This is a genomic window from Brevundimonas aurantiaca (assembly GCF_904830995.1).
In the GTDB taxonomy this organism is placed as follows: domain Bacteria; phylum Pseudomonadota; class Alphaproteobacteria; order Caulobacterales; family Caulobacteraceae; genus Brevundimonas; species Brevundimonas aurantiaca.
The window spans coordinates 1,981,445-2,001,058 of record NZ_CAJGVD010000001.1; the positions used below are offsets into that span (position 1 = coordinate 1,981,445).

At 66.7% G+C, this 19,614-nt stretch carries 16 protein-coding genes; 5 read left to right on the top strand and 11 right to left on the bottom strand.

The window, feature by feature from the left end:
* Positions 1–12: 12 nt before the first annotated feature.
* From JMT67_RS09790 to JMT67_RS09800, 3 genes are read right to left on the bottom strand one after another with little or no spacing between them, the layout of a single operon-like run.
* The gene (locus tag JMT67_RS09790; RefSeq protein WP_201463353.1) at positions 13–2,070 is read right to left on the bottom strand and encodes a DUF3732 domain-containing protein; all 2,058 of its coding nucleotides are present in this window, start codon (positions 2,068–2,070) and stop codon (positions 13–15) included.
* 3 nt (positions 2,071–2,073) lie between these two features.
* Entirely contained in the window at positions 2,074–2,568 is a 495-nt protein-coding gene (locus JMT67_RS09795; RefSeq protein WP_035307862.1) for a three component ABC system middle component, read from the bottom strand.
* A complete protein-coding gene (locus JMT67_RS09800; RefSeq protein WP_035307863.1) occupies positions 2,558–3,739 on the bottom strand; it encodes an ABC-three component system protein in 1,182 nt (393 codons plus the stop codon). The genes JMT67_RS09795 and JMT67_RS09800 overlap by 11 nt, the downstream gene beginning before the upstream one ends.
* Positions 3,740–3,924: 185 nt before the next feature.
* On the opposite strand from JMT67_RS09800, the gene JMT67_RS09805 reads away from it, so the two are divergent.
* The 4 genes from JMT67_RS09805 to JMT67_RS09820 all read left to right on the top strand — a co-directional run bounded on the left by JMT67_RS09805 (position 3,925) and on the right by JMT67_RS09820 (position 9,034).
* Entirely contained in the window at positions 3,925–4,554 is a 630-nt protein-coding gene (locus tag JMT67_RS09805) for a hypothetical protein (RefSeq protein ID WP_035307865.1), read from the top strand.
* Positions 4,555–4,622: 68 nt separating this feature from the next.
* Entirely contained in the window at positions 4,623–7,859 is a 3,237-nt protein-coding gene (locus JMT67_RS09810) for an error-prone DNA polymerase (protein ID WP_054764215.1), read from the top strand.
* A gap of 83 nt (positions 7,860–7,942) precedes the next feature.
* The gene (locus JMT67_RS09815) at positions 7,943–8,848 is read left to right on the top strand and encodes a PD-(D/E)XK nuclease domain-containing protein (protein ID WP_052005029.1); all 906 of its coding nucleotides are present in this window, start codon (positions 7,943–7,945) and stop codon (positions 8,846–8,848) included.
* 6 nt (positions 8,849–8,854) lie between these two features.
* Positions 8,855–9,034 carry a hypothetical protein gene (locus JMT67_RS09820; RefSeq protein ID WP_155988133.1) on the top strand — a complete coding sequence of 60 codons (180 nt, stop codon included), beginning with the start codon at positions 8,855–8,857 and terminating at the stop codon, positions 9,032–9,034.
* Between the two features lie 152 nt (positions 9,035–9,186).
* Here the strand turns inward: JMT67_RS09820 and JMT67_RS09825 are convergent, their stop codons facing one another.
* The 5 genes from JMT67_RS09825 to JMT67_RS09845 all read right to left on the bottom strand — a co-directional run bounded on the left by JMT67_RS09825 (position 9,187) and on the right by JMT67_RS09845 (position 13,681).
* Positions 9,187–9,573, bottom strand: coding sequence for a hypothetical protein (locus tag JMT67_RS09825; protein ID WP_054764216.1), 387 nt, complete (start codon positions 9,571–9,573; stop codon positions 9,187–9,189).
* A 701-nt stretch (positions 9,574–10,274) separates the two neighbouring features.
* Positions 10,275–11,510: a tyrosine-type recombinase/integrase gene (locus JMT67_RS09830; protein WP_035308713.1), complete on the bottom strand. Its 1,236-nt coding sequence runs from the start codon at positions 11,508–11,510 to the stop codon at positions 10,275–10,277.
* 175 nt (positions 11,511–11,685) lie between these two features.
* Positions 11,686–12,246, bottom strand: a complete 561-nt coding sequence (locus JMT67_RS09835; RefSeq protein WP_054764217.1) for an HNH endonuclease — start codon at positions 12,244–12,246, stop codon at positions 11,686–11,688.
* Positions 12,247–12,377: 131 nt separating this feature from the next.
* Positions 12,378–13,028, bottom strand: a complete 651-nt coding sequence (locus tag JMT67_RS09840; RefSeq protein WP_201463354.1) for a trimeric intracellular cation channel family protein — start codon at positions 13,026–13,028, stop codon at positions 12,378–12,380.
* Positions 13,025–13,681 carry a DNA-3-methyladenine glycosylase family protein gene (locus tag JMT67_RS09845; RefSeq protein ID WP_183216667.1) on the bottom strand — a complete coding sequence of 219 codons (657 nt, stop codon included), beginning with the start codon at positions 13,679–13,681 and terminating at the stop codon, positions 13,025–13,027. Before JMT67_RS09845 ends, JMT67_RS09840 begins: the two co-directional genes overlap by 4 nt.
* A gap of 214 nt (positions 13,682–13,895) precedes the next feature.
* Here JMT67_RS09845 and gluQRS point away from each other — a divergent pair, with 214 nt between their 5' ends.
* Positions 13,896–14,756 carry a tRNA glutamyl-Q(34) synthetase GluQRS gene (gluQRS, locus tag JMT67_RS09850; protein ID WP_201463355.1) on the top strand — a complete coding sequence of 287 codons (861 nt, stop codon included), beginning with the start codon at positions 13,896–13,898 and terminating at the stop codon, positions 14,754–14,756.
* Here the strand turns inward: gluQRS and JMT67_RS09855 are convergent.
* The 3 genes from JMT67_RS09855 to JMT67_RS09865 all read right to left on the bottom strand — a co-directional run bounded on the left by JMT67_RS09855 (position 14,740) and on the right by JMT67_RS09865 (position 19,521).
* Complete coding sequence (locus JMT67_RS09855; RefSeq protein ID WP_182714621.1) at positions 14,740–15,561, bottom strand: TIGR02186 family protein; 822 nt, start codon at positions 15,559–15,561, stop codon at positions 14,740–14,742. The genes gluQRS and JMT67_RS09855 overlap by 17 nt on opposite strands.
* A complete protein-coding gene (locus tag JMT67_RS09860; protein ID WP_201463356.1) occupies positions 15,561–16,484 on the bottom strand; it encodes a sulfite exporter TauE/SafE family protein in 924 nt (307 codons plus the stop codon). Before JMT67_RS09860 ends, JMT67_RS09855 begins: the two co-directional genes overlap by 1 nt.
* A gap of 115 nt (positions 16,485–16,599) precedes the next feature.
* Positions 16,600–19,521, bottom strand: a complete 2,922-nt coding sequence (locus JMT67_RS09865) for an SEL1-like repeat protein (RefSeq protein WP_456061818.1) — start codon at positions 19,519–19,521, stop codon at positions 16,600–16,602.
* Positions 19,522–19,614 lie beyond the last annotated feature (93 nt).

Genomic DNA, 19,614 nt, shown 5'->3' on the forward strand with positions numbered 1-19,614 from the left:
TCGATTGTCGCGTCAATCCGGGGTCACCTCGTTGGGCGCGTCGGGAGCGGCCTCGTCGGCCAACCAGTGCGAGGGGATGAGGAAATCGGCCTCGCCGCGCCAGTTGGCCACCTCTTTGACGCCCTCGATGTCGCCCCATGCATGATGGTCCGCATGATCCAGCACGATGATCTGCAGGCGGGAGTTGAACGACCCGTGCGCGCGAGCGAGGCTCGCGAAAATCTTGCGCGTACTCTCCAGATCGCCGAGCCGACCTTTGCGCCCACGAGCGGCGCCAATCGACTCTCCAGGCTCGTCAAGATCGGCTTCGCCGGTGACGATCTGTTCGAAGGTGTCGCTCGGGAAATAGACCTGGCTCGGCTGATCTATGACGAGGAAGGTCGGCACCGGATTGTTCTGGAGACGATTGAGGAAGACCCCGTGAAGCGCGAGCAGGGCGGCGAGATGGTAGGCCATCCAGTTCTCGCCGCTGCCGATTTCCCAGAGAAAATCCGCGCCCTTGGCGCCCTCGCGTTCGAACCGGAGATTCAGCTCGCGCTCATCGAGCATGGGCCGGCCTTCGGCGCCTTCGATCCCGAGATGCTCGATGAAGCGGACGATGTGGCTTGAGATACGGGCATGGACGTCCGAAGCGCGGCGGCGGCGTTCTTCGTCGTTGCCTTGCCGCTCGATATCCCGGATGTCGCCGCGAAGTTTGGCGACCTGGGCCTCCAGACCCTCGTCACCCTGGATATCCCCGAGCATGCGCAAGGCCTGTTCGGTCGATCCGATAAATCTGAAGATGTTCTCCAGGCTCTGCGACTGGCCGCGTTCCTTATCGACCTGCGCCTCGAACTCGCGTCGGGTGCGTTGCAGGGCCTGAAGATCGTTTTCCGCCTGAAGCAGGGAGCCCTGAACAGCGATAAGGTCACGATCAACCATAGGCCGAGCGGTCGTCGCGCCAGTCGAGAGGCTCTGCAGCTCAGCGATCGGGTCGTTCAGTTCCTCCAGGGCGTCTTTCGCCGCTTCGGTGTCCGATCCACACAGAACGCAGGACTCTCCCGCGACATGAGCCTTGAACCAGCCGACACCTTTCACGCTCGCCGACTGCTCAGCCAGCACATCGGCATAGTCGACCACCGCTCGGGAAAGGCTGCGCAGCTTGCGTAGGCGACGCCGTTCGGCGCCGATCTTCTGGTCGAGCGCCTGCTCCTGACGACGAATGTCGTCCAGCCGGGTCACCGCAGCCGTGACCCGGCCAGGAGCGGCGACAGATTGACCGCCGGCGGCGACCACCTCGGCGAGCACCGAGAGCAGCCCGCGCAGGTCTCCGGGCGGCTCTCCGGGCGGCACGAGACTGAGCTCCTGGGCGCGGAAGAAGGCGCCGCGTGCGTTTGCGCTCCAGTTGTCGATGGCGTTGCGCCGGGTCCGCAGCTCTGTCTCGACCTTGCGTAATTCGTCACGCAGCAGCCGAAGGCGATGGAGTCTCACCAAGTCTTCGTTGGTCACGATCCCCAAAGCGAGAGGCAGCACGTGGCGCAAGGTCTCGCGATGCTCCGAAGAGTCCGCCTTGAAGAAGAGCGTGTAGGGATTGGCCACGACATGTTGTGGCAGAAGGTTGAAGGCCGCCAGATCGCGGAAACTCGCCCGCCCGCCGAAGCCTTTGTCCTTCTCCGGATCGAGCGCCAGATTGGACAGGCCGGAATAGATGTCGAGCAGCGCTTTAAGACGCGCGACGTTGGAGTTCGCCGCCGGGCGCATGGGCAGGGGCTGCTCCACCTCAGGCCCCTGTTGCAGCCATATCTCCTCGGACACCTGACGCGCCGCCGGCTTAGGGCGGGCGATCCTCATAAGGCCGGCGTCGGTTTCGATGGTTAGTCCGAACCAAGAAACCGCGTTGCGGATCACACCGACAGCGATCGAGCAGGAGCCCGACCCGAGCACATAGTCGATGATGTTGACGATCGAGGATTTGCCAGTGCCGCTCCATCCGGTCACCACCGACACCGCGCCCGGGTCGAAGGTCAGCGTCCGGGGTTCGAAGCGAACGTCTTCCGGCCAGATGATGATTTCGCGGATGAAGAGCTTCATGGGTCAGAACTCGATGTTCAGCTGTCGCTGGGCGGCTTCAAAGCCGTCCATGGCGAACCAGGTCCCGAGCCGCTTGGCGGCGCTCAGGACGTGAGAGACCGGGGGGTCGAGATCCCGGATAGCTTGCGGAAGATCGGCGCCGCTCATCGCCCTGAAGCGAGGAAAGCCTTCTCCGCCTTCGCGGATCAGAAGGCCCGAGGCGACACCCACCTGCAGCGCCTTGAGCGCGGTGTCGGCATGCGCCTCCACACGGCGTTGCAGGCCGGCGAGCAAGTCGGGCCGCTCCACGACGGCTTTGAGGAACCCGCTGTCGAAATTCATGCCGTGGACCTTGTCCACCGTCGCGCGGTGAAGAAGCAGGGCGGCGCTGACCACAAAGATGGGCAGGATCGGCGGCGCGCCATGGGCCTTGCCGGCGTGGCGCTGGGCGACATGCCAGAAGGCGCTGGCCATCAGAGCCGGGTTTCTGGCCAGCAGTTCCTCGTGATCAATCTTCACCGGAGGGCTCCGGGGAATAGTTAGGGTCCCACCAGACCTGATTCTCGTCTGCCAGGCGGTGGTAGTGGCCGGACGTCATGTAGAGCTCGCCGCAGGGCTGACCATCCAGCGGTTCCTGGTGATCATAAGTGGCGTCGGCGAGCACGGCTTGTCCGATCTCCGTCGGCGGCTTGGGCTTCATCTCCCGGGTTCGGCGCCGCATCAAATTCTGCCATCGGGTGCGCAGGCGGTCACCCCGATCGCGCCATTCCCCGTCGGCGACCTCGCCCTCGATGACGAGCCGGTGCTTTTCGGCATTGAACTTCAGGAAATGATCGACGGCGTCGACAACATCCTCATCCTGGGCTTCGATCCGGCCGAGGTGCTCGACAAACGTCCGCGACAAGGCGCCGGCACGATCGGCGTCGGACACCCGTACATCCGAGGCCGCCCTCGGAAGAAGGCGGCTCCGCGCCTGGCGAGCCTGGAGGGCATCCTTCTGGAGTAGAATCGCGGCACGCGACACCATTCCGGGACGCCCGGCATTCCATTCCTCACGCACCAGCCGCGTCAGCCATCCGAGCAGGCCGTCCAGAATGTCCTCCGCATTCGCCCTGGGGCTCAAACCGAGGCCGTTCGCCATGGCGGCGCGATCCTCTGCCGGGTCGCCGGCCTCGACGATCTCGATGCGTCCGATCAGGTCGAGCAGTTCGTCGTCGGAGCGTTGTAGCACCCGGTCGATCAAGGCCTGCGCCTGTGTGACCTTGGTCGTTTTCTTGGACGGCGCCGTGCCTTCGGCTCGCAGGGCGACCAACACCTGCGCCGCGCTCGCCTCGCCAAGCTTGCGCTTCTTCAAGAGGGTGGAAATGGCCGTCTCCACAGGCCGATTGACGAAGAAGAGATATCGCTCGCAGGCGATCGCCTCAGGCGTCTCCTGCTGGAGCAACCAGATTTCCAGCGTGCGCCAGATCGCCTTGCTGCGGTCAGAGAGCAATCGGGCGCTGGGCGTCGCCGTGCTCTTGTCCTGTTCCTGAACGACGGCCTTACCATCCTTGAGGACGACCACGTCGTCCAGATGTTCCACGGCGATCACGGCCCCCACACCGGCATGGGCCAGATGGTGAAGCGCCCTTTCGAGTTGAAGGATGTAGCCGGCCGCCTGCGGCGCCGCCGTGTTGTTTATCGCCGCCAACCCCGACCCTAACTTCAACGGCGTTCCGCTTCGCCGGACAGCGGTTAGTTGTACGGATTCCTGCAAGAACGCCAATAGCTGGCTGGAACGAAGACTTTTTAATCCCGGCAGCCTCGACAGTTGGGATAGCGTCGGTCTGCGTTGCACGTCTAGATTATCGATCGGGCCGGAAGGGAGCGAGGGACGTGGAGCATTACACCAGCCGGGTGCGCGACAGCATCCTGCCCCTGTCCATCGCCAAAACCCTGCCTGCGGCGTTCCGCGAATGGCGGTTCACCGAGCGGACCGAGGACCACGGCGCGCCGGTCGAGACCTGTCGCCTCTGCGGTCAGGAAGGGCTCCGCTACCACTTCGAGATCGGCAACGAGCGGACCGACGAGACCCTTTGGGTCGGGTCACACTGCATTCTGAAGTTCGACGTCGCCATCGTCCAGGAAGGACGCCGACTGACGCCACAGGAGGCCAAGCGGCGACTGACCGAACTGACCAATGAGATGCAGCTCAAGGCCTGCATCGCCGCGCTGGAGAAGCTGGCTGCTGCGGAGAACAACGCGATCCTTGAAGGCGCGTTGGAATACTACAAGCGGCACGGGACATTGACGCCGAAATACGCAAACGTGGTCTTCTGGCGTCTGAAGACCAATGGGATCGACCACCAGCCCAGCTTCTTCAAGGTCGAGCTCAAACGTCAGCAGCACATCGACGATTTACAGTCGATGCCCACTGGACGCGTGCACAGGTTCTGGGCAGCGCTTAGTCCTGCCCAGCGAAAGAAGGCCATCGCCCTCGGTCACACGCCACCGCCCCCTGAATAAGAAAGTGATCTCGCTTTCCTGGCGTCGAAGAATGTGAACATAACGGGAACAAACCTCCCGTTGGGCCCATGTCGTACGTCGAACTCCAATGCGCGTCCCACTTCTCGTTCCTGAGAGGGGCGAGTTCTTGCGAGGAGCTGTTTGCCCAGGCGGCCGCCTGTGGGCTCGACGCGCTGGCGGTGACGGACCGGAACAGTCTGGCGGGCATCGTCCGGGCGCACGAGGCAGCGCGGGCGACCGGGGTTCGGCTGATCGTGGGCTGCCGTCTCGTGCTGGAGGATGGGGCGGAGATTCTCGTCTATCCCCGGGACCGGGCGGGCTACGCCCGGCTCTGTCGCCTGCTGACGGTGGGCAAGCGGCGGGCGGGCAAGGGCGGATGCCGGCTCGGGTGGGACGACCTGGAGACTTGGGGCGAAGGATGGATCGCCGTGCTGGTCCCCGACGGCCTGACGGCGGCGCGTCGGAACCTGGTGCATCTGGTCGAAGTCTTCGGCGACGACGCCCATCTGGCCCTGACCCTGCATCGGCGGCCGCGCGACCAGATGAGACTGCATCAGCTCTGCGAAGCCGCGAGGGCCGCGGCGGTGCGGACGGTGGTGACCAACGACGTTCTGTTCCACCATCCCGACCGCAGGATCCTGCAGGATGTCGTCACCTGTATCCGGGAAGGCTGCACCATCGACGACGTGGGCTTTCGCCGGAGCCGGACGGCCGACCGGCACCTGAAGCCGGTGGGCGAGATGCACCGACTGTTCGCGCGCTATCCGGAGGCCCTAGCGCGCACGGTCGAGATCGCCGATCTCTGCCGCTTCAGCCTGGACGAGCTGGCCTACCAGTATCCGCGCGAGGCGGCGGCGGGACAGACCCCGCAGGAGGCGCTGGAGGCCCTGACCTGGGCGGGGGCGGCGGACCGGTATCCGGAAGGCTTGCCTGACAAGGTGCGGGCGGCGCTGAAACACGAGCTCGGACTGATCGAGACCCTGGGCTATGCGCCCTACTTCCTGACCGTTCACTCCATCGTCCGCTTCGCCCGCAGCCGGGACATCCTGTGTCAGGGGCGAGGGTCGGCCGCCAACTCGGCGGTCTGCTTCGTGCTGGGCGTCACCTCCATCGATCCGGGGCGCAACGACCTCCTGTTCGAACGCTTCGTCAGTCAGGAGCGCAAGGAGCCGCCGGACATCGACGTCGACTTCGAGCACGAGCGCCGCGAGGAGGTGATCCAGTGGATCTATGACACCTATGGGCGGGACCGGTCCGCCCTGTGCGCCACCGTCATCCGCTACCGCTCGCGCGGCGCCCTGCGCGATGTCGGCAAGGCGCTGGGCCTGACCGAAGACCTGATCAAGACCCTCTCGTCCCAGGTCTGGAGCTATTCGTCGGAGGGGGTCGAGGATCGGCACGCCGAGGAGCTGAACCTCAATCTGGAGGACCGGCGTCTGAGGTTGGCGCTGGACCTGTCACGACAGCTGATCGGGTTTCCGCGCCACCTGTCCCAGCATCCCGGCGGGTTCGTCCTGACCGACGACCGGCTGGACGATCTCGTGCCCATCGAGCCGGCGGCGATGAAGGATCGTCAGGTGATCGAATGGGACAAGGACGACATCGACGCCTTGAAGTTCATGAAGGTCGATGTCCTGGCGCTGGGCATGCTCAGCTGCATGCGGCGCGGTCTCGACCTGTTGCGCGATCACAAGGGCATGGATCTGGACCTGGCCTCCATCCCGGCCGAGGATCCCAAGACCTACGCCATGATCCGCAAGGCCGACACGCTCGGGGTCTTCCAGATCGAAAGCCGCGCGCAGATGGCCATGCTGCCGCGCATCAAGCCGCGCACCTTCTATGACCTGGTGATCGAGGTCGCCATCGTGCGACCGGGCCCCATTCAGGGCGACATGGTCCATCCTTACCTGCGGCGCCGCGAGGGGAAGGAGCCGGTCGTCTTTCCCAAGCCGGAACTGGAGGAGGTTCTGGGCAAGACGCTCGGCGTGCCCCTGTTCCAGGAGCAGGCGATGCGGGTGGCGATCGAATGCGCCGGATTCACCGCGTCGGAAGCCGATCAGCTGCGCCGCGCCATGGCGACCTTCAAATTCACCGGCGGGGTCAGCCACTTCAAGGACAAGCTGGTCGGAGGGATGGTCGAGCGGGGCTATACGGCCGAGTTCGCGGAGAAGACCTTCAGCCAGCTGGAAGGCTTCGGATCCTACGGCTTCCCGGAAAGCCATGCGGCGTCGTTCGCCCTGATCGCCTACGCCTCCTCCTGGCTCAAGTGCTGGCATCCCGATGTCTTCTGCGCCGCCCTGCTCAACGCCCAGCCGATGGGGTTCTACGCGCCGGCCCAGATCGTGCGGGACGCCCGCGAGCACGGGGTCGAGGTGCGGCCGGTCTGCGTCAATGCCAGTCGCTGGGACTGCACCCTGGAGCCCACGGAGCGGGAGGACCGGTTCGCGGTGCGGCTGGGACTGCGCATGGTGCGGGGCCTGGCCAACGGGGACGCGGCCCGGCTGGTGACGAACCGCGGGGATCGGCCCTTCGCCGGCATCGACGATCTGTGGCGACGGGCCATGACGCCCGTCGGGGCCCTGACGCGACTGGCCGAGGCCGACGCCTTTCTGGAGGGGCTCCGCCTGTCCCGCCGCGACGCCCTGTGGTCGATCAAGGCGCTCCGCGACGATCCCCTGCCGCTGTTCGCGGCGGCCTCGGCGGAGGCCGGCGAACTCGTGCCGGAGGTGGATGAGCCTGATGCTGCCCTGCCGGCCATGCCCGCCGGTCAGGAGGTGGTGGAGGACTACACCCATGTGGGCGTGACGCTGCGGGACCACCCGCTGGCCTTCCTGCGCGACGAACTCCAGGTCCGGCATGTGATGACCTGCGCCGACGGGACGGCCATGCGCGACCGCCGCCTGACCCGGGTCGCCGGCCTCGTTCTGGTCCGTCAGAAGCCGGGATCGGCCAAGGGGGTGATGTTCATCACCATCGAGGACGAGACCGGTGTGGCCAATCTAGTGATCTGGCCGAGCCTCTACGAGCAGCAGCGGCGGGTGGTGCTGGGCGCCAGCCTGCTGGTGGTCGACGGCAGGGTGCAGCGCGAAGGCGAGGTGGTGCACATCGTCGCCGAGCGGCTGCACGACGGCTCGGACCTCTTGGCGTCGCTGGGCCGGAGGGGCGAGTTCCGGTTGCCGCATGGGCGGGGCGACGAGGTCTATCGGGGCAGTAAGCCGGACGCCCGGACACCCAAGGCCCGGGACATCTACATTCCGGACCTGTCGCTCGAGGGCATTCGAGTCAGGACGCGGGACTTTCGGTAGGCATGAGATCGCACCACTTTCCCAGCCGCCTACGGCATCCTAAAGCTCCGCATTAAGGACGAGACCAACCCCGGGGCTATTTGATGGACAAGATGGAGTGGGCAGTCGAGAGCCTGGAGTATCTTCGTAAAGCCCGCATCGCGATCGACGATGAGTTTCGCGGCGCCATGCAAGATGCGAAGGGCTACCCAGGGTCCTGGAAGGATCCATGGCATGGCACATCGCGCGATATCATTTCCAATCTCTACCACTACTCCGAGGAGTTTGTGGCGGACGTCCGGATCCCAAATGAGATGTTCGCCTCACCTGAGCGATTTGAGCAGGGGCTCGTAGCGTACCGGGCTTTCGTGCAGGCAATGGTCGACGACCTCGACGAGGAGCAGGCCGCCTACGAACTCAAGCACAAGATCGTCGGCGCACCACACATCGTCGACGTCGCCCGCCGGCAGGTTTTCCACGTTCTCGGAGCCATTGATTACACCTTGGCACGCAAACCCTCGCCACCCGCTGCCACAGTCAGTTCCGAAACCGCGGATCTGGACCTGATCGTCACACTTGCCCGCCGTTTCCACGAGAGTGTCCTTGCTTTGAAGACCCACCCGCACGGTGGAGCGGTTTATGCCATCAAGGACGAGTGGGACTGCCAATACCTGTTCCGCTCGATCCTCGCCGCCTACTTCCCGGATGTGCGTGAAGAGGAATGGAGCCCATCCGTCGCCGGCAGCGCGTCGAGGTGCGAGTTCTTTCTCAAACCGCTGCGGGCGATGGTGGAACTCAAATACGTCCGCAAGTCCGACACGACCAAGATCAAGAAAGAACTCGCCAACGACTTTGTCGATTACGGCGGTAACAGCGAAGTCGACCGGCTCATCTGCCTCGTTTACGATCCCGACAACCACCTGAAAAACCCTGCAGGCTTCCAGTCCGATCTGTCTAAACCACGGACCGGCCTGATTGACGTGAAGGTCATCGTCTCTCCACCGCGATGAGGGGTGATGCCGCAGGCGTCAGTGCATTTCGGACCGATGCATGGGCGGTGGCGGCTCGGTCATATCCAGGCTGTCGATCATGATGTCGATTTCCGCCTGCACAACATCGAGGTCACGCCCTTCGAACATCTGTTCGGCGGCCTCACGCCAAGCCGCTCGGAGCAACTCTCGGGCATCGTCGGGTAACATATCCTCGAGATAGTGGAGGCCGCGCTCCGCGAGCAGGCGCTGGGCGACCACGCCGGCGCGCGTCGCAATATCTCCTGCGGGGGCCGCGTCGCCGGCCGCACCTCGCTTCAGTGACTTTGTGCGCCTTGGCATGACGAAGGATGTCCCGGCTAGGCGTGTCCGCGCACAGCCGCGTCGGCCAGCACGCGCGCGCGGAAAGACTCGAGATCGAATCCGACTGTGTGATCATCGATCGCCAGAAGCGGCTCAACTGCCGCGGCAGCCACTACGTCGGCATGTATGTAGTCAGCGCCTTCGGCGTCCCCCGGAAGCGTCCAGGCTCGCAGACCACGATCATCATGCAACCGCGCGAGCGCCTCCAGCCGAAGCTGAATGGCAAAGGCATTAAGCGCTGCCTCATCCGCTTCGTCACGCTCCTCGAGTAGTCTGAACAGGCGGAAGGCGCGACCTTCGAACGAACCACGTTGATCCGCAGGCAGTTCGCCGATGGCTTCCAACGACGCCGCAAAAAGCTCGGGCGATACCTCGGCGCTCATGGCTCGATCCGTGAAGCTAGACATGCAGTTCCCCTGAACGGCTGTGGTTCACCAGTATGGGCGTAAAAGCCCGCTCGACTATGTCCGCACTCGAGGGCAACGCCAAGGCCACCTTCATTCACCACCGCTTGATGTCTTGCTTCTCCGCGGGATCCAAGAGAAACCGAAGTTCATAAGCGACCCATCTCACAAGGCTGTGATCGATTTCCTTACTCAGAACCAGATCGGAACAGGCCGAAACAGATCGAACAGGTCACCTATTCATTCCGTCCATCAGTTCTCTACGTCCGCCGGTTGCGGTTTATTTCCGTCGATGCTTGCTTGGTTGCAGTTCTGGTTCAGACGGAAAGGAGCGCCACATGGCCGGTCTACATCTTCACGGAACTGAGGAAATGCTGCTGACCCGCAAGGAAGCGTCCACCGAGCTTCTACGTATGGGCATCCGCCGGTCACCGTCGACACTGGCGAAGGTGTTCTGCACCCGGTCTGACGGACCGCCCTGCACCCACCTCGGGCGGACCCCCTACTACCCCAAGAGCCTGCTGCACGAGTGGGCGCGCAGCCAGCTCTCGGGCCTCCGGTCTTCGTCGAGCCAGCCTCGCCAGGCCGGACATTGGGGCGAGGCCGCTCACGAGGGCGCCTAGCTCCCCAGTCCATCGCGACAACTTCGGCCGCCCGGCGACCCGCCGGGCGGCCGTCTTTCAATGGGCCGTCTGTCCGTCTTCAACCGACCAGCCCGCGAGAGAGGCGGCGACGCTCTCGCTGATCCTGTCGGCGGCGGCACGGACCGGGTCGTCCGCCAGGTGGGCGTATCGACTTGTGGTGCTGACGTGACTGTGGCCGAGCAGCTTGCCGATGAGCTGAAGCCCTTCGCCGCCGGCCAGCCCGGCGCTCGCGAAGCTGTGCCGAAGGTCATGGATCCGCAGGTCTTCCATCCCGGCGCGTTTGCGGATGCCGACCCAGGCCCAGTCGAGATTGGCGATCGGACGCTTGGGATCCTTCCGATCCGGGAACACGTAGATGCTCCCGTTCGAGAGCAGGCCCTCGATCAGCTTCAGCGCCGCGCTCCCGAGACGGATCACCTTCGCCCCGGTCTTGGAATCCTCCAGCCGGAGCATCCCCATGGTGCGGTCGATCTCCGACCACTTGAGCCTGGCGATCTCGTTCTTGCGGGCGCCGGTCAGCGCCAGCAGGCGGATGATGTTGATGTGGCGCGGATCGCCCCCATGCTTCTCGAGCTCCGCCAGGACATCGCCGAGCCGGGCCAGTTCGGCCGGGGAAAGGAAGCGGTCCCGACGGTTGTCCTTGTAGCGTTTCACCCCTCGCGTGGGGTTGGTCTTCACGAACTCCCGCTCAACGGCGAACGTGAAGATACCGCCCAGCAGTCCGACCGTGCGCGAGGCCGCATGAATACCGCCGCGAGTGTGCGGCGTCGCCTCTCCACGAATGCGTCCCGACCCGACATCGACCATCAGCCGCTCGATGTCCGCTCGGCCGATATCGGTGACCTTCATCTTGCCCAGGCGGGGTTTGATGTGGCGGGCGATGCGGATGCGATCGATCCGAAGGGTCGTCGCTTTCTTCATCGTCACGCCCTCCTTCATGTAGAGGTCGCAGAGCTCCGACATGGTCAGTTCTTCGCGTCGTTCGACTTTGGTCCCCTGAGGGTCACCACCTGACGCGACTTCGGCCAGTACAGCGGCCGCTCGTTCGCGGGCTTCCTCGGCGGTCACGACGCCATGGCGAGCGATGTGAAGGAGGCGGTCAGCGCCGCCGATCGTCCTGTATCGAACGACGTAGGTTTTGGTATCGCTGACGGCGACGCGCACCCCGAAACCCTTGAGCTGCGTGTCCCAGAGGGTGAAGCGCACCCCTTCAGACGTCAGGGCGTCGACCAGGCGTTTGGTGATCTTTCCGGACCTCGGGTTCTGAACCATTCGATCTCTCCTCGGGCCCACGAGGGGTCCCGTTTCTGGTCCCGGTTTTGGTCACCACATGGTCACCAGCCGGGAGGATTTCGGAGGATAATCGAGAAATCAGCGGTAAAAGAACGAACCCTGAACCTGCCCACCACAAGGGTGTTTGAGCCATTTCGAGCAACTGAAAAGAACCCTAAGGTTCGAGCTCTATGTCCCAGTACAGGTAATCGAGCCAGCTCTGGTGCAGATAATGGGGCGGGAAACGCCGTCCCGCCTCCTGAAGCTGCCAGGCGTTGGGGCGGTAGGGTTCGCGCCGGATCGGCATCAGGGCCTGGCGCGGCGTCCGCCCGCCCTTGGTCAGATTGCAGGGACCGCAGGCGGCGACGATGTTCTCCCAGGTCGTGCGTCCGCCCTGGGACCGAGGGATCACATGGTCGAACGTCAGTTCGGTGGAGGCGCCGCAATACTGACAGGCGAAGCCGTCGCGCAGGAAGACGTTGAACCGGGTGAAGGCCGGGCTGCGATCCTGATCCACATAGGTCTTGAGCGCGATGACGCTGGGCAGTTGCATCTCCATCGACGGAGAGCGCACCACCTTCTCGTACAGGGACACCACGTCCACCCGATCCTGATAGACCGCCTTGACCGCCTCCTCCCACGGCCACAGCGACAGGGGATAGTAGGACAGGGGCCGAAAATCCGCATTCAGCACCAGGGCCGGAAAGCCCGACGGCGGTCGATGGAGAACCTGCATCAGGCCCTCCCGCTCACAGCGGAGGATATGGAGGCGACAGGATTGAAGACGGATCTCCTTCCCTAGTCAGAGGTCGATAGCCTAACGCCGATTCGAAGACGTCGCCATGACGAACAGACGACGAAACCGGGTCAATTTCGCGCCGGGAACCCCGGCAGGGTCCATCCCCAGCGCAGGGCGCCCGCGCGCAGCATGAAGCCGGCGACCGCTGCGACGATGGCGGCGGGCCAGATCGGCGTCTCGGGCATCCTCAGGACGATATAGAGGGTCGCGGCCAGGATGGCGGCGGTGACATTGATCTCGCGCCGCAGCAGGATCGACGGCTGGCCGGCCAGGGTGTCACGCACCACCCCGCCGAAACAGGCGGTCAAGGTGCCCATGACGATGCAGATCAGGGGGTGGGCGCCGGCCGCCTCGGCCTTGGCCGCCCCCATGACCCCATAGGCGCCCAGGCCGACGGCGTCGAGCCACAGAAGGGCGCGGAACCGCCAGTCCCTCTGGCCGATCAGCCACAGCACCACCGCCGCCGACAGGCAGACGGCCATATAGCGCCAGTCCTGGACCCAGAAGACCGGCAGGCCCAGCAGCAGGTCGCGCAGGGTCCCGCCCCCGACGCCGGTGATGGCGGCGAAGAAGGCGAAGGTGACGACGTCGTGCTTTTCCCGCGCCGCCGCCAGGGCGCCCGTGGCGGCGAAGACCGCCACCCCGGCGAAGTCCAGGGCCGCCAGCACGGTCTGGGGGTTGCGCAGCGGCTCGGTCAGGGCGGGGTCCAGCGGGGTCATGGCGTGTGATCCTCCAGCGCGATCTCGCCGCGCCGCACCCCGCCATACCATCCCCACAGCAGATGCGCCGCCACCCCGCGGTGCGGCCGCCAGCGCTCGGCCCGGGCATAGGCCTGTTTCTCGTTCGGCCGGACCTCGGCCCGGTCGGCCCAGCGCATGGCCTCCTGCAAGGCCACGTCCCCGCCGGGAAAGACGTTCAGCCGCCCCTCGCAGAACATCAAATAGGTTTCGGCCGTCCATTTGCCGACGCCCCGGATGGCGGTCAGGGCGGCGATCGCGGCCTCGTCCGACAGGGTCTGCATATGATCCAGGTCGATCCGCCCCTCCACCTGGGCCAGGGCGATCTCGCGTCCGTAGCGCGCCTTCTGCCCCGACAGGCCGAAGGCGCGCAGCGCCTCGACGTCGTGGGCCAGCACCGCCTCCGGCGTCACGGCCCCGCCCAGCCCCTCGACCGTGCGCCCCCAGATGGAGGCGGCGGCGGCGACCGAGACCTGCTGTTCCACGATCATGCGGAACAGACCCTCATAGCCGCCAGGCCGCAGCCGCCATTCGAAGGCGGGCGTCTGGGCATGGGCCCGCGCCAGGGCGGGATCGGCCTGGGCCAGAGCGTCTCGAGCGGCGGCGATATCCTGGACTGTCGGGGCGACGGGCATTGCCCACGCTTAGAGCATGATCGTTTCAGGCGGAACCGCGAGGCGGTTCCGGCAGAAGCGTGAATCATGCTCTCGCTCTAATCCGGAGCCTGATTCACCGTTTCAGCGGAACCGCGAAGCGGTTCCTCCTCAACGGATCAGGCTCTGGGACCGATGTGGGCTCTCGAAAAGGGCGGGGCGCCGTTCGGGTCCGGAAACCGCTAGGATCAGGGAAATGTTCGCCACCCGTTTCGCCCCCTCCCCCACCGGCCGCCTGCACAAGGGCCACGCCTTTTCCGCCCTGACCGCCTGGACGGCGGCTCGGAGGGCCGGGGGGCGGTTCGTTCTGCGGATCGAGGACATCGACCCGACCCGCTGCCGCCCGGAGTTCGAGGTCGGGATTCTGGAGGACCTGGCCTGGCTGGGGCTGGACTGGGAGACGCCGGTGCGGCGCCAGTCGGCGCATCTGGACGATTACGCCGCCGTTCTGGACCATCTGCGGCGTCAGGGGCTTCTGTACCGGTGCTTCCGAACGCGCAAGGACATCCTGGACGGCCTGGGCGATGCGCCCCACGGGGCGATGGAGGCGGTGCGCCCCGGCCCCCATGCGGCGGAGGAGGAGGCGAGGTTTCTGGACGAGGGCCGGCCCTTCGCCTGGCGGCTGTCGCTGGACCGGGCGCGGCAGGGCCTGGGGGAGGCGGGCTGGACGAGCCTGACCTTCGTCGAGGAAGGGGCGGGACCGGGCGGCGAGACCGGCTTGATCCCGGTGCGGCCCGAGGCGGGGGGCGATGTGGTGCTGGCCCGCAAGGACGCGGGCGTCGCCTATCATCTGGCGGTCGCCCATGACGACGCCCTGCAGGGGATCGACCATGTGATCCGGGGCCAGGACCTGTTCGAGGCCACCCATGTGCAGCGGCTGATCCAGACCCTGATGGGCTGGCCCTCCCCCGTCTATCGCCACCACCCCCTGCTGACCGGGCCGGACGGGCGGCGCTACGCCAAGCGGGATCGGTCCGTGACCCTGGCGGAACTGCGCGCCGGCGGCCTGACGGCCGAGACCCTGCGGGCCGAACTGGGCTTCAGTTCCGGCGACTGAAGACGCGCGAGGCGCCGTAGCCCGTCAGGGCCGCCAACAGGACGCAGACCAGGCCGTAAAGCCACGGCCGACGATGGGCGAACTCATAGATGTCTCGCTCCAGACCCACCTTCTCGACCGTCAGGGTCAGGTTCGAAACCGACTGGGGCTCCCCGTCCTGGAACAGCCAGACCTCGGCGTAATATTTGCCGGTCGGGGCGACGGTGGGCAGTTTCACCTCGGCCCGGAACAGGCCACGGTCCACGAACTCGACCCCCTTGGGATCGGTGTCGTAAAGGGCCGCCGCCTCCTTCAGCCGGATCACCGCGCGCCGCCAGTCCAGATAGTCGTCGCCCAGACGGCTGACCACCACGTCGCGCACGCCGTAGCGGGTGACGGTGCGGCTCTCCTCCGGCGCGTCGATCCTCAGGTGATCGACCCCCACCCCCAGCCGCCGCAGCTGGCCGAACTCAGCGATTTCGGACAGGGGCCGGGTCGAGGCGGTCATGTAGAAGCCGGGCGCCCCCTCGAACAGTACCGGGCGGCTGTTCAGCCAGACGCCCATGTTGCGCGTCTTCTTGACCAGACGCACGGGCGCGTCCGGTCCGCGCACCACCACCACCACATCGGCGGGTTCCGGCGTCGGATTGAAGACGGCGCCGAACAGCACGATCGAGGCGCCGCGGAAGCTGGAATCGACCCGCACCCGCGCGTCGGTCAGGGCGGCTGCGACGCGCAGCTCCCCGGTCGTGGCCTCGGACCGGTCGGGCGCCGGAAGCGTGAGAGGGGCCTCGATCGCGGGCGGAGGCGGTGGAAGCGCCTGCATCAGTCGGCGACCCCCGGCGCGATCAGGAAGATGTCGCTGGGCCGGACGAACAGCTCCAGCCCCATCTGGATCCCCACCAGAAGAACGATCAGCCCCAGGGCGGCGCGCAGTTCTTCCGCCCGGAACCGACCGGCGAACCGGGCGCCGATCTGGGCCCCGACGACCCCGCCCAGAAGCAGGATGGTGGACAGGACGATGTCGACCGTCTGGTTGCGCCCGGCCTGAAGAATGGTGGTGATGGCGGTGGTTATGATGATCTGGAACAGGCTGGTGCCGACCACGGCGCCGGCCCGCATCCGCAGGACGTAGAGCATGGCGGGCACCAGGATGAAGCCGCCCCCCACCCCCATAATGGCCGACAGCACCCCTGCGAAAACGCCCAGGCCGAACGGCGGGAGGGCGCTGATGTAGAGGCCCGACTTGGGGAATTTCATCTTCAGCGGCAGGCCGTACAGCCACATGGGCCGGCGGCGCTCCTTGCGGGGCGCAGGCAGACCCCGGCGGCGGCGCAGGATTTCGGTCAGGCTCTCGTTCAGCATCAGCCCGCCGATGACGCCCAGGAAGACCAGATAGGACAGGGCCACCACCAGGTCCGCCTGACCCAGCAGCCGCAGATAGCGAAACAGCTCGACCCCGGCCAAGGCGCCGACGGCGCCGCCGCCCGCCATCACCAACCCCATGCGGAAATCGACCGCCCCCTGGCCGGCGTAGCGGATCACGCCCGAGGTCGAGGAGGCCACGACGTGGCTGGCCTGGCTGGCGACCGCCACGGTCGGGGGAATGCCGAGGAAGACCAGGATCGGGGCCATCAGGAAGCCGCCGCCGATGCCGAACAGGCCCGAGACGAAGCCGACCACCGCCCCCAGGATCACCAGGGTCGGCCAGTTCACCGAAACCTCGGCGATCGGCAGATAGATATCCAAAGGACGCGCCTTCGGCTGGAGCGAAACGGAAAGCGCCGAACGGCGACAGCTGGTCTTTAGCGACGGGGACGGCGCGCCGCCACCCTGGTCTGGGGCTTTGATCCGAAACCCGGCCTCAGCCCGTCGCCTTGGCGGACTGCTGCGACACAAAGGCCTCGGCGGCGGTGCGGGCGGCGCGCTGGGCCGTGGCGCTGGCGGTCGGGCGCAGACGGTTCACCGCCGCCTGAGCCTCGCTGTCGCCGCCGCGCGCGGCGATCATGTACCACTTCAGCGCCTCGGTCAGATTCTTGGCCACCCCGTCGGCGCCCGTCTCATAGATGCGCGCGACATTATACTGGCTGTCCGGCAGGCCGTGTTCGGCCGCCTTCACCAGCCAGATCAGGCCTTCCGCCTGATTGGCGGCTCCGCCGTCGCCTTCATACAGCTGCATGCCGTACAGGTGCATGCCGCGCGGGTCGCCGTTCTCGGCCGCGCGACGACCCCAACGGCGGCTCTCGACCGGATCGGCCGCGACTCCGTCCGCCCCGGCCAGATAGAGCTGTCCCAGATAGGTCTGGGCCGGGGCGTAGCCGAGGTTGGCCGCCTTCTTCAAGGCTTCGACGCCTTCCGGATCGCCGCTCTCGATCTGTTCCACGGCGCGGTCATAGGCCTCCGCCCCCGCCTCGGCGGTCGGAACGGCGTCGGCGGGCGTCACCGCCATGGCGAGAGGCGGAGCGGCCGGCTCGGCCGCCGCCAGCGCCGCGTCGCGTCCCGACAGGCCGGGCAGGTTGATGTCAGGCAGGCCCGAACCGTCGGCCAGGCTGAGCGAAGCATAGGCGCCGCCCGTCAGGGCCACCGCCGTCACCGAGGCCAGAAAGGCCTTTTTGACGGTCGAACCGTCGCGGGCGGCCTGTTTGTCCAGACGTTCCTGCAGCTTGGACTTGCCGCCGCGTTTCGGCGCCAGGCCGAAACCCTGGCGCGGCGCCTCGACCGGCGTCGGAACCGCCATGGCGGCGCGCGCGGCGTTGATGGTCGACCGGGTCGAAGAGGCGCGCCCCGCAGCCGCAGCGGCGCCCATGGAGGCGCGCAGGCGTCGGGAATCGGTGAACTCCGTCTCGCCGCCGAAATCGTCCTCGCGCGCAGAGACGTCCAGGGCGGAGGTTTCCGCCGGCGCCGGGGCGGCGAAGCCCGGGGCCGTGGCGTCCAGCGCATCCTCGACGTCGGCCCCGCCGAAGCCGCCGAACGGCTGAATGACCGGGCTCGCCTCGGCTGCGGGCGCGGGATCAGGCGTCGGCGCGGGCGGGGGCGGGGCGCGCTCCGGCTCGGGTTCGGGCGTCGCAGGTTCGGCGCTGAAGGACGTCGCCGAGACGGCGGCGGCGAAGGACGACGGGAAGGGCGCCGTCTTGGGCGTCATCGACGCATCGCTGGACCAGGCGTCTGCGTCGTCGAAGGAATCGTCCGGGAAGACGGCCGCGCGCCAGTCCGGTTCGACCGGGGCCGAGACGGCCGACCGGGCCGTCCGCGCCGCGACGGCGCGAGGCTTGGGCTCGGCCTCGGGAATGTCCCAGCCCCCTTCGGCTACGACATCGGCGGCCGGCGCGCTTCGGTCTTCGAAGGCGGCGCGGTCCGCCGCGCCGGCTTGACGGGCGCTGATGCTCTCGCGGGCTTCGGCCAGCAGCCGGGCCGTGCGCTCCTCGCTCAGCCGCATCCGCTCGGCCAGTTCGCCCGAGGCGCGGTCGTAGCGCTGCTCGATCTTCTCGGCGCTTTCCGACAGACGCCGGGCGATGTCGTCCAGCGCCTGCTGCGAGCGGCGCTCGGACTGGACGATCCGGTCGCTGAGCTGATCGGAGATGCGGGTGATCTCCCCGCCCAGCTTCTCCAGCGCCAGGGCGTGACGGTCCTCTGTCGCGGTCAGCCTCTGTTCGACCCGATCGACGTGGCGGGCGAAGGTCTGGTCGACCTGGGCCGAATGGCGCGCCAGGTCTTCGTCCACCTTGCGGCTGACGGCGCGGGTCACGGCCTCGGCCTGCTCGGCGCCCGCCCGTTCGGCGGCCTGCATCCGCGCATTCAGGTTCTGGGCGATCTTCAGGACCTCGCGCCCCATCGCCTCCAGACCCTGGGCGCCCTTGCGCTCGGAGGCCTGGACCTGGTCGTTGACGGCCTGAACCGCCCGTTCGATCCGGTCGATCCGAGCGCCCGTCTCGGCGGCGTCGAGCCGCTGCATCATCTCGGCGCGGTTGCTGTCGATCTGACGCGACAGGGTCTCGGCCAGTTTTTCGAACCGGGCGGCGTCGCGGGCCCCTTCCGGCTCGACCCGGCCCTCGGCGGCGCGCAGCCTCTGATCCAGATCGGCGAAGGACCGTTCCAGCGCCTTCAGGGCCTCGGTGGTGCGGCTTTGCGCCTGGTCCAGACGCGCCCCGACCTGGGCCAGAAGATCCGAGCCAGCGCCGGGTCCGGCGGCCTTTTCGACCGCCTCCATCCGCTGGCGCAGATCCGCCACGCCGGCGCGTTGACGCTCTTCGATGTCGTACAGCCGCCCCGCCAGGGCGCCGATGGACTGTTCGACCTTGCCGAAGCCTTCCTGAACCTGAGGACCGGTGTCCCGTTCGAAGGCGCGCAGACGGCGGTGCCCCTCGCGCAGCTCCTCGGCGATGTCGTCAATGCGCCGGGCCTGCCCTTTGGTCTGGGCGTCATGACCGTCCAGGCGGCGCACCAGGCCGGCGACGGCCTGATCGACCCCCTGGATGGCGACGGTCGAACGGCGCTCGGCCGCCTCCAGCCGGGCGGCCAGGGCGTCGATCGAGGCGCTGACCCTCTGCCATTTCTCGTCCGACGGCTCATAGGCGTCGTCCAGACGGCGGGCGCGATGGCGGCGGTCATAGGTGTCGGCGACAGGACCGCGGCGCGGAAGCGTGGCGTAGCCCTCTTCCTCGTCGTCCATGATCATGGAGTTCAGCCACTCGCCCAGGGTCATGCCTGAACGGCGCGCAAGATCCTTAGCGACCTCGCGGGCTTTCGGGTCGATGCCCTTAACACTCCAAGGCGCGGCTGCGCTCACTGATTCGGCTCCCGACCCATGCGGCAAGGCTATAACGCCAATATCGAGGGTGTAAACGTGTGGTTAACCGCAAGATGTTGCGGCCTCTCTCCA

What these genes read in the sequence shown, in the direction of transcription:
- gluQRS (WP_201463355.1), top strand. Translation starts at nt 13,896, where the DNA reads ATGTTCGCCACCCGTTTCGCCCCCTCCCCCACCGGCCGCCTGCACAAG.
- JMT67_RS09790 (WP_201463353.1), bottom strand. Translation starts at nt 2,070, where the DNA reads ATGAAGCTCTTCATCCGCGAAATCATCATCTGGCCGGAAGACGTTCGC.
- JMT67_RS09810 (WP_054764215.1), top strand. Translation starts at nt 4,623, where the DNA reads ATGTCGTACGTCGAACTCCAATGCGCGTCCCACTTCTCGTTCCTGAGA.
- JMT67_RS09855 (WP_182714621.1), bottom strand. Translation starts at nt 15,561, where the DNA reads ATGCAGGCGCTTCCACCGCCTCCGCCCGCGATCGAGGCCCCTCTCACG.
- JMT67_RS09835 (WP_054764217.1), bottom strand. Translation starts at nt 12,246, where the DNA reads ATGCAGGTTCTCCATCGACCGCCGTCGGGCTTTCCGGCCCTGGTGCTG.
- JMT67_RS09820 (WP_155988133.1), top strand. Translation starts at nt 8,855, where the DNA reads ATGCCGCAGGCGTCAGTGCATTTCGGACCGATGCATGGGCGGTGGCGG.
- JMT67_RS09845 (WP_183216667.1), bottom strand. Translation starts at nt 13,681, where the DNA reads ATGCCCGTCGCCCCGACAGTCCAGGATATCGCCGCCGCTCGAGACGCT.
- JMT67_RS09830 (WP_035308713.1), bottom strand. Translation starts at nt 11,510, where the DNA reads ATGGTTCAGAACCCGAGGTCCGGAAAGATCACCAAACGCCTGGTCGAC.
- JMT67_RS09825 (WP_054764216.1), bottom strand. Translation starts at nt 9,573, where the DNA reads ATGAGCGCCGAGGTATCGCCCGAGCTTTTTGCGGCGTCGTTGGAAGCC.
- JMT67_RS09815 (WP_052005029.1), top strand. Translation starts at nt 7,943, where the DNA reads ATGGACAAGATGGAGTGGGCAGTCGAGAGCCTGGAGTATCTTCGTAAA.
- JMT67_RS09840 (WP_201463354.1), bottom strand. Translation starts at nt 13,028, where the DNA reads ATGACCCCGCTGGACCCCGCCCTGACCGAGCCGCTGCGCAACCCCCAG.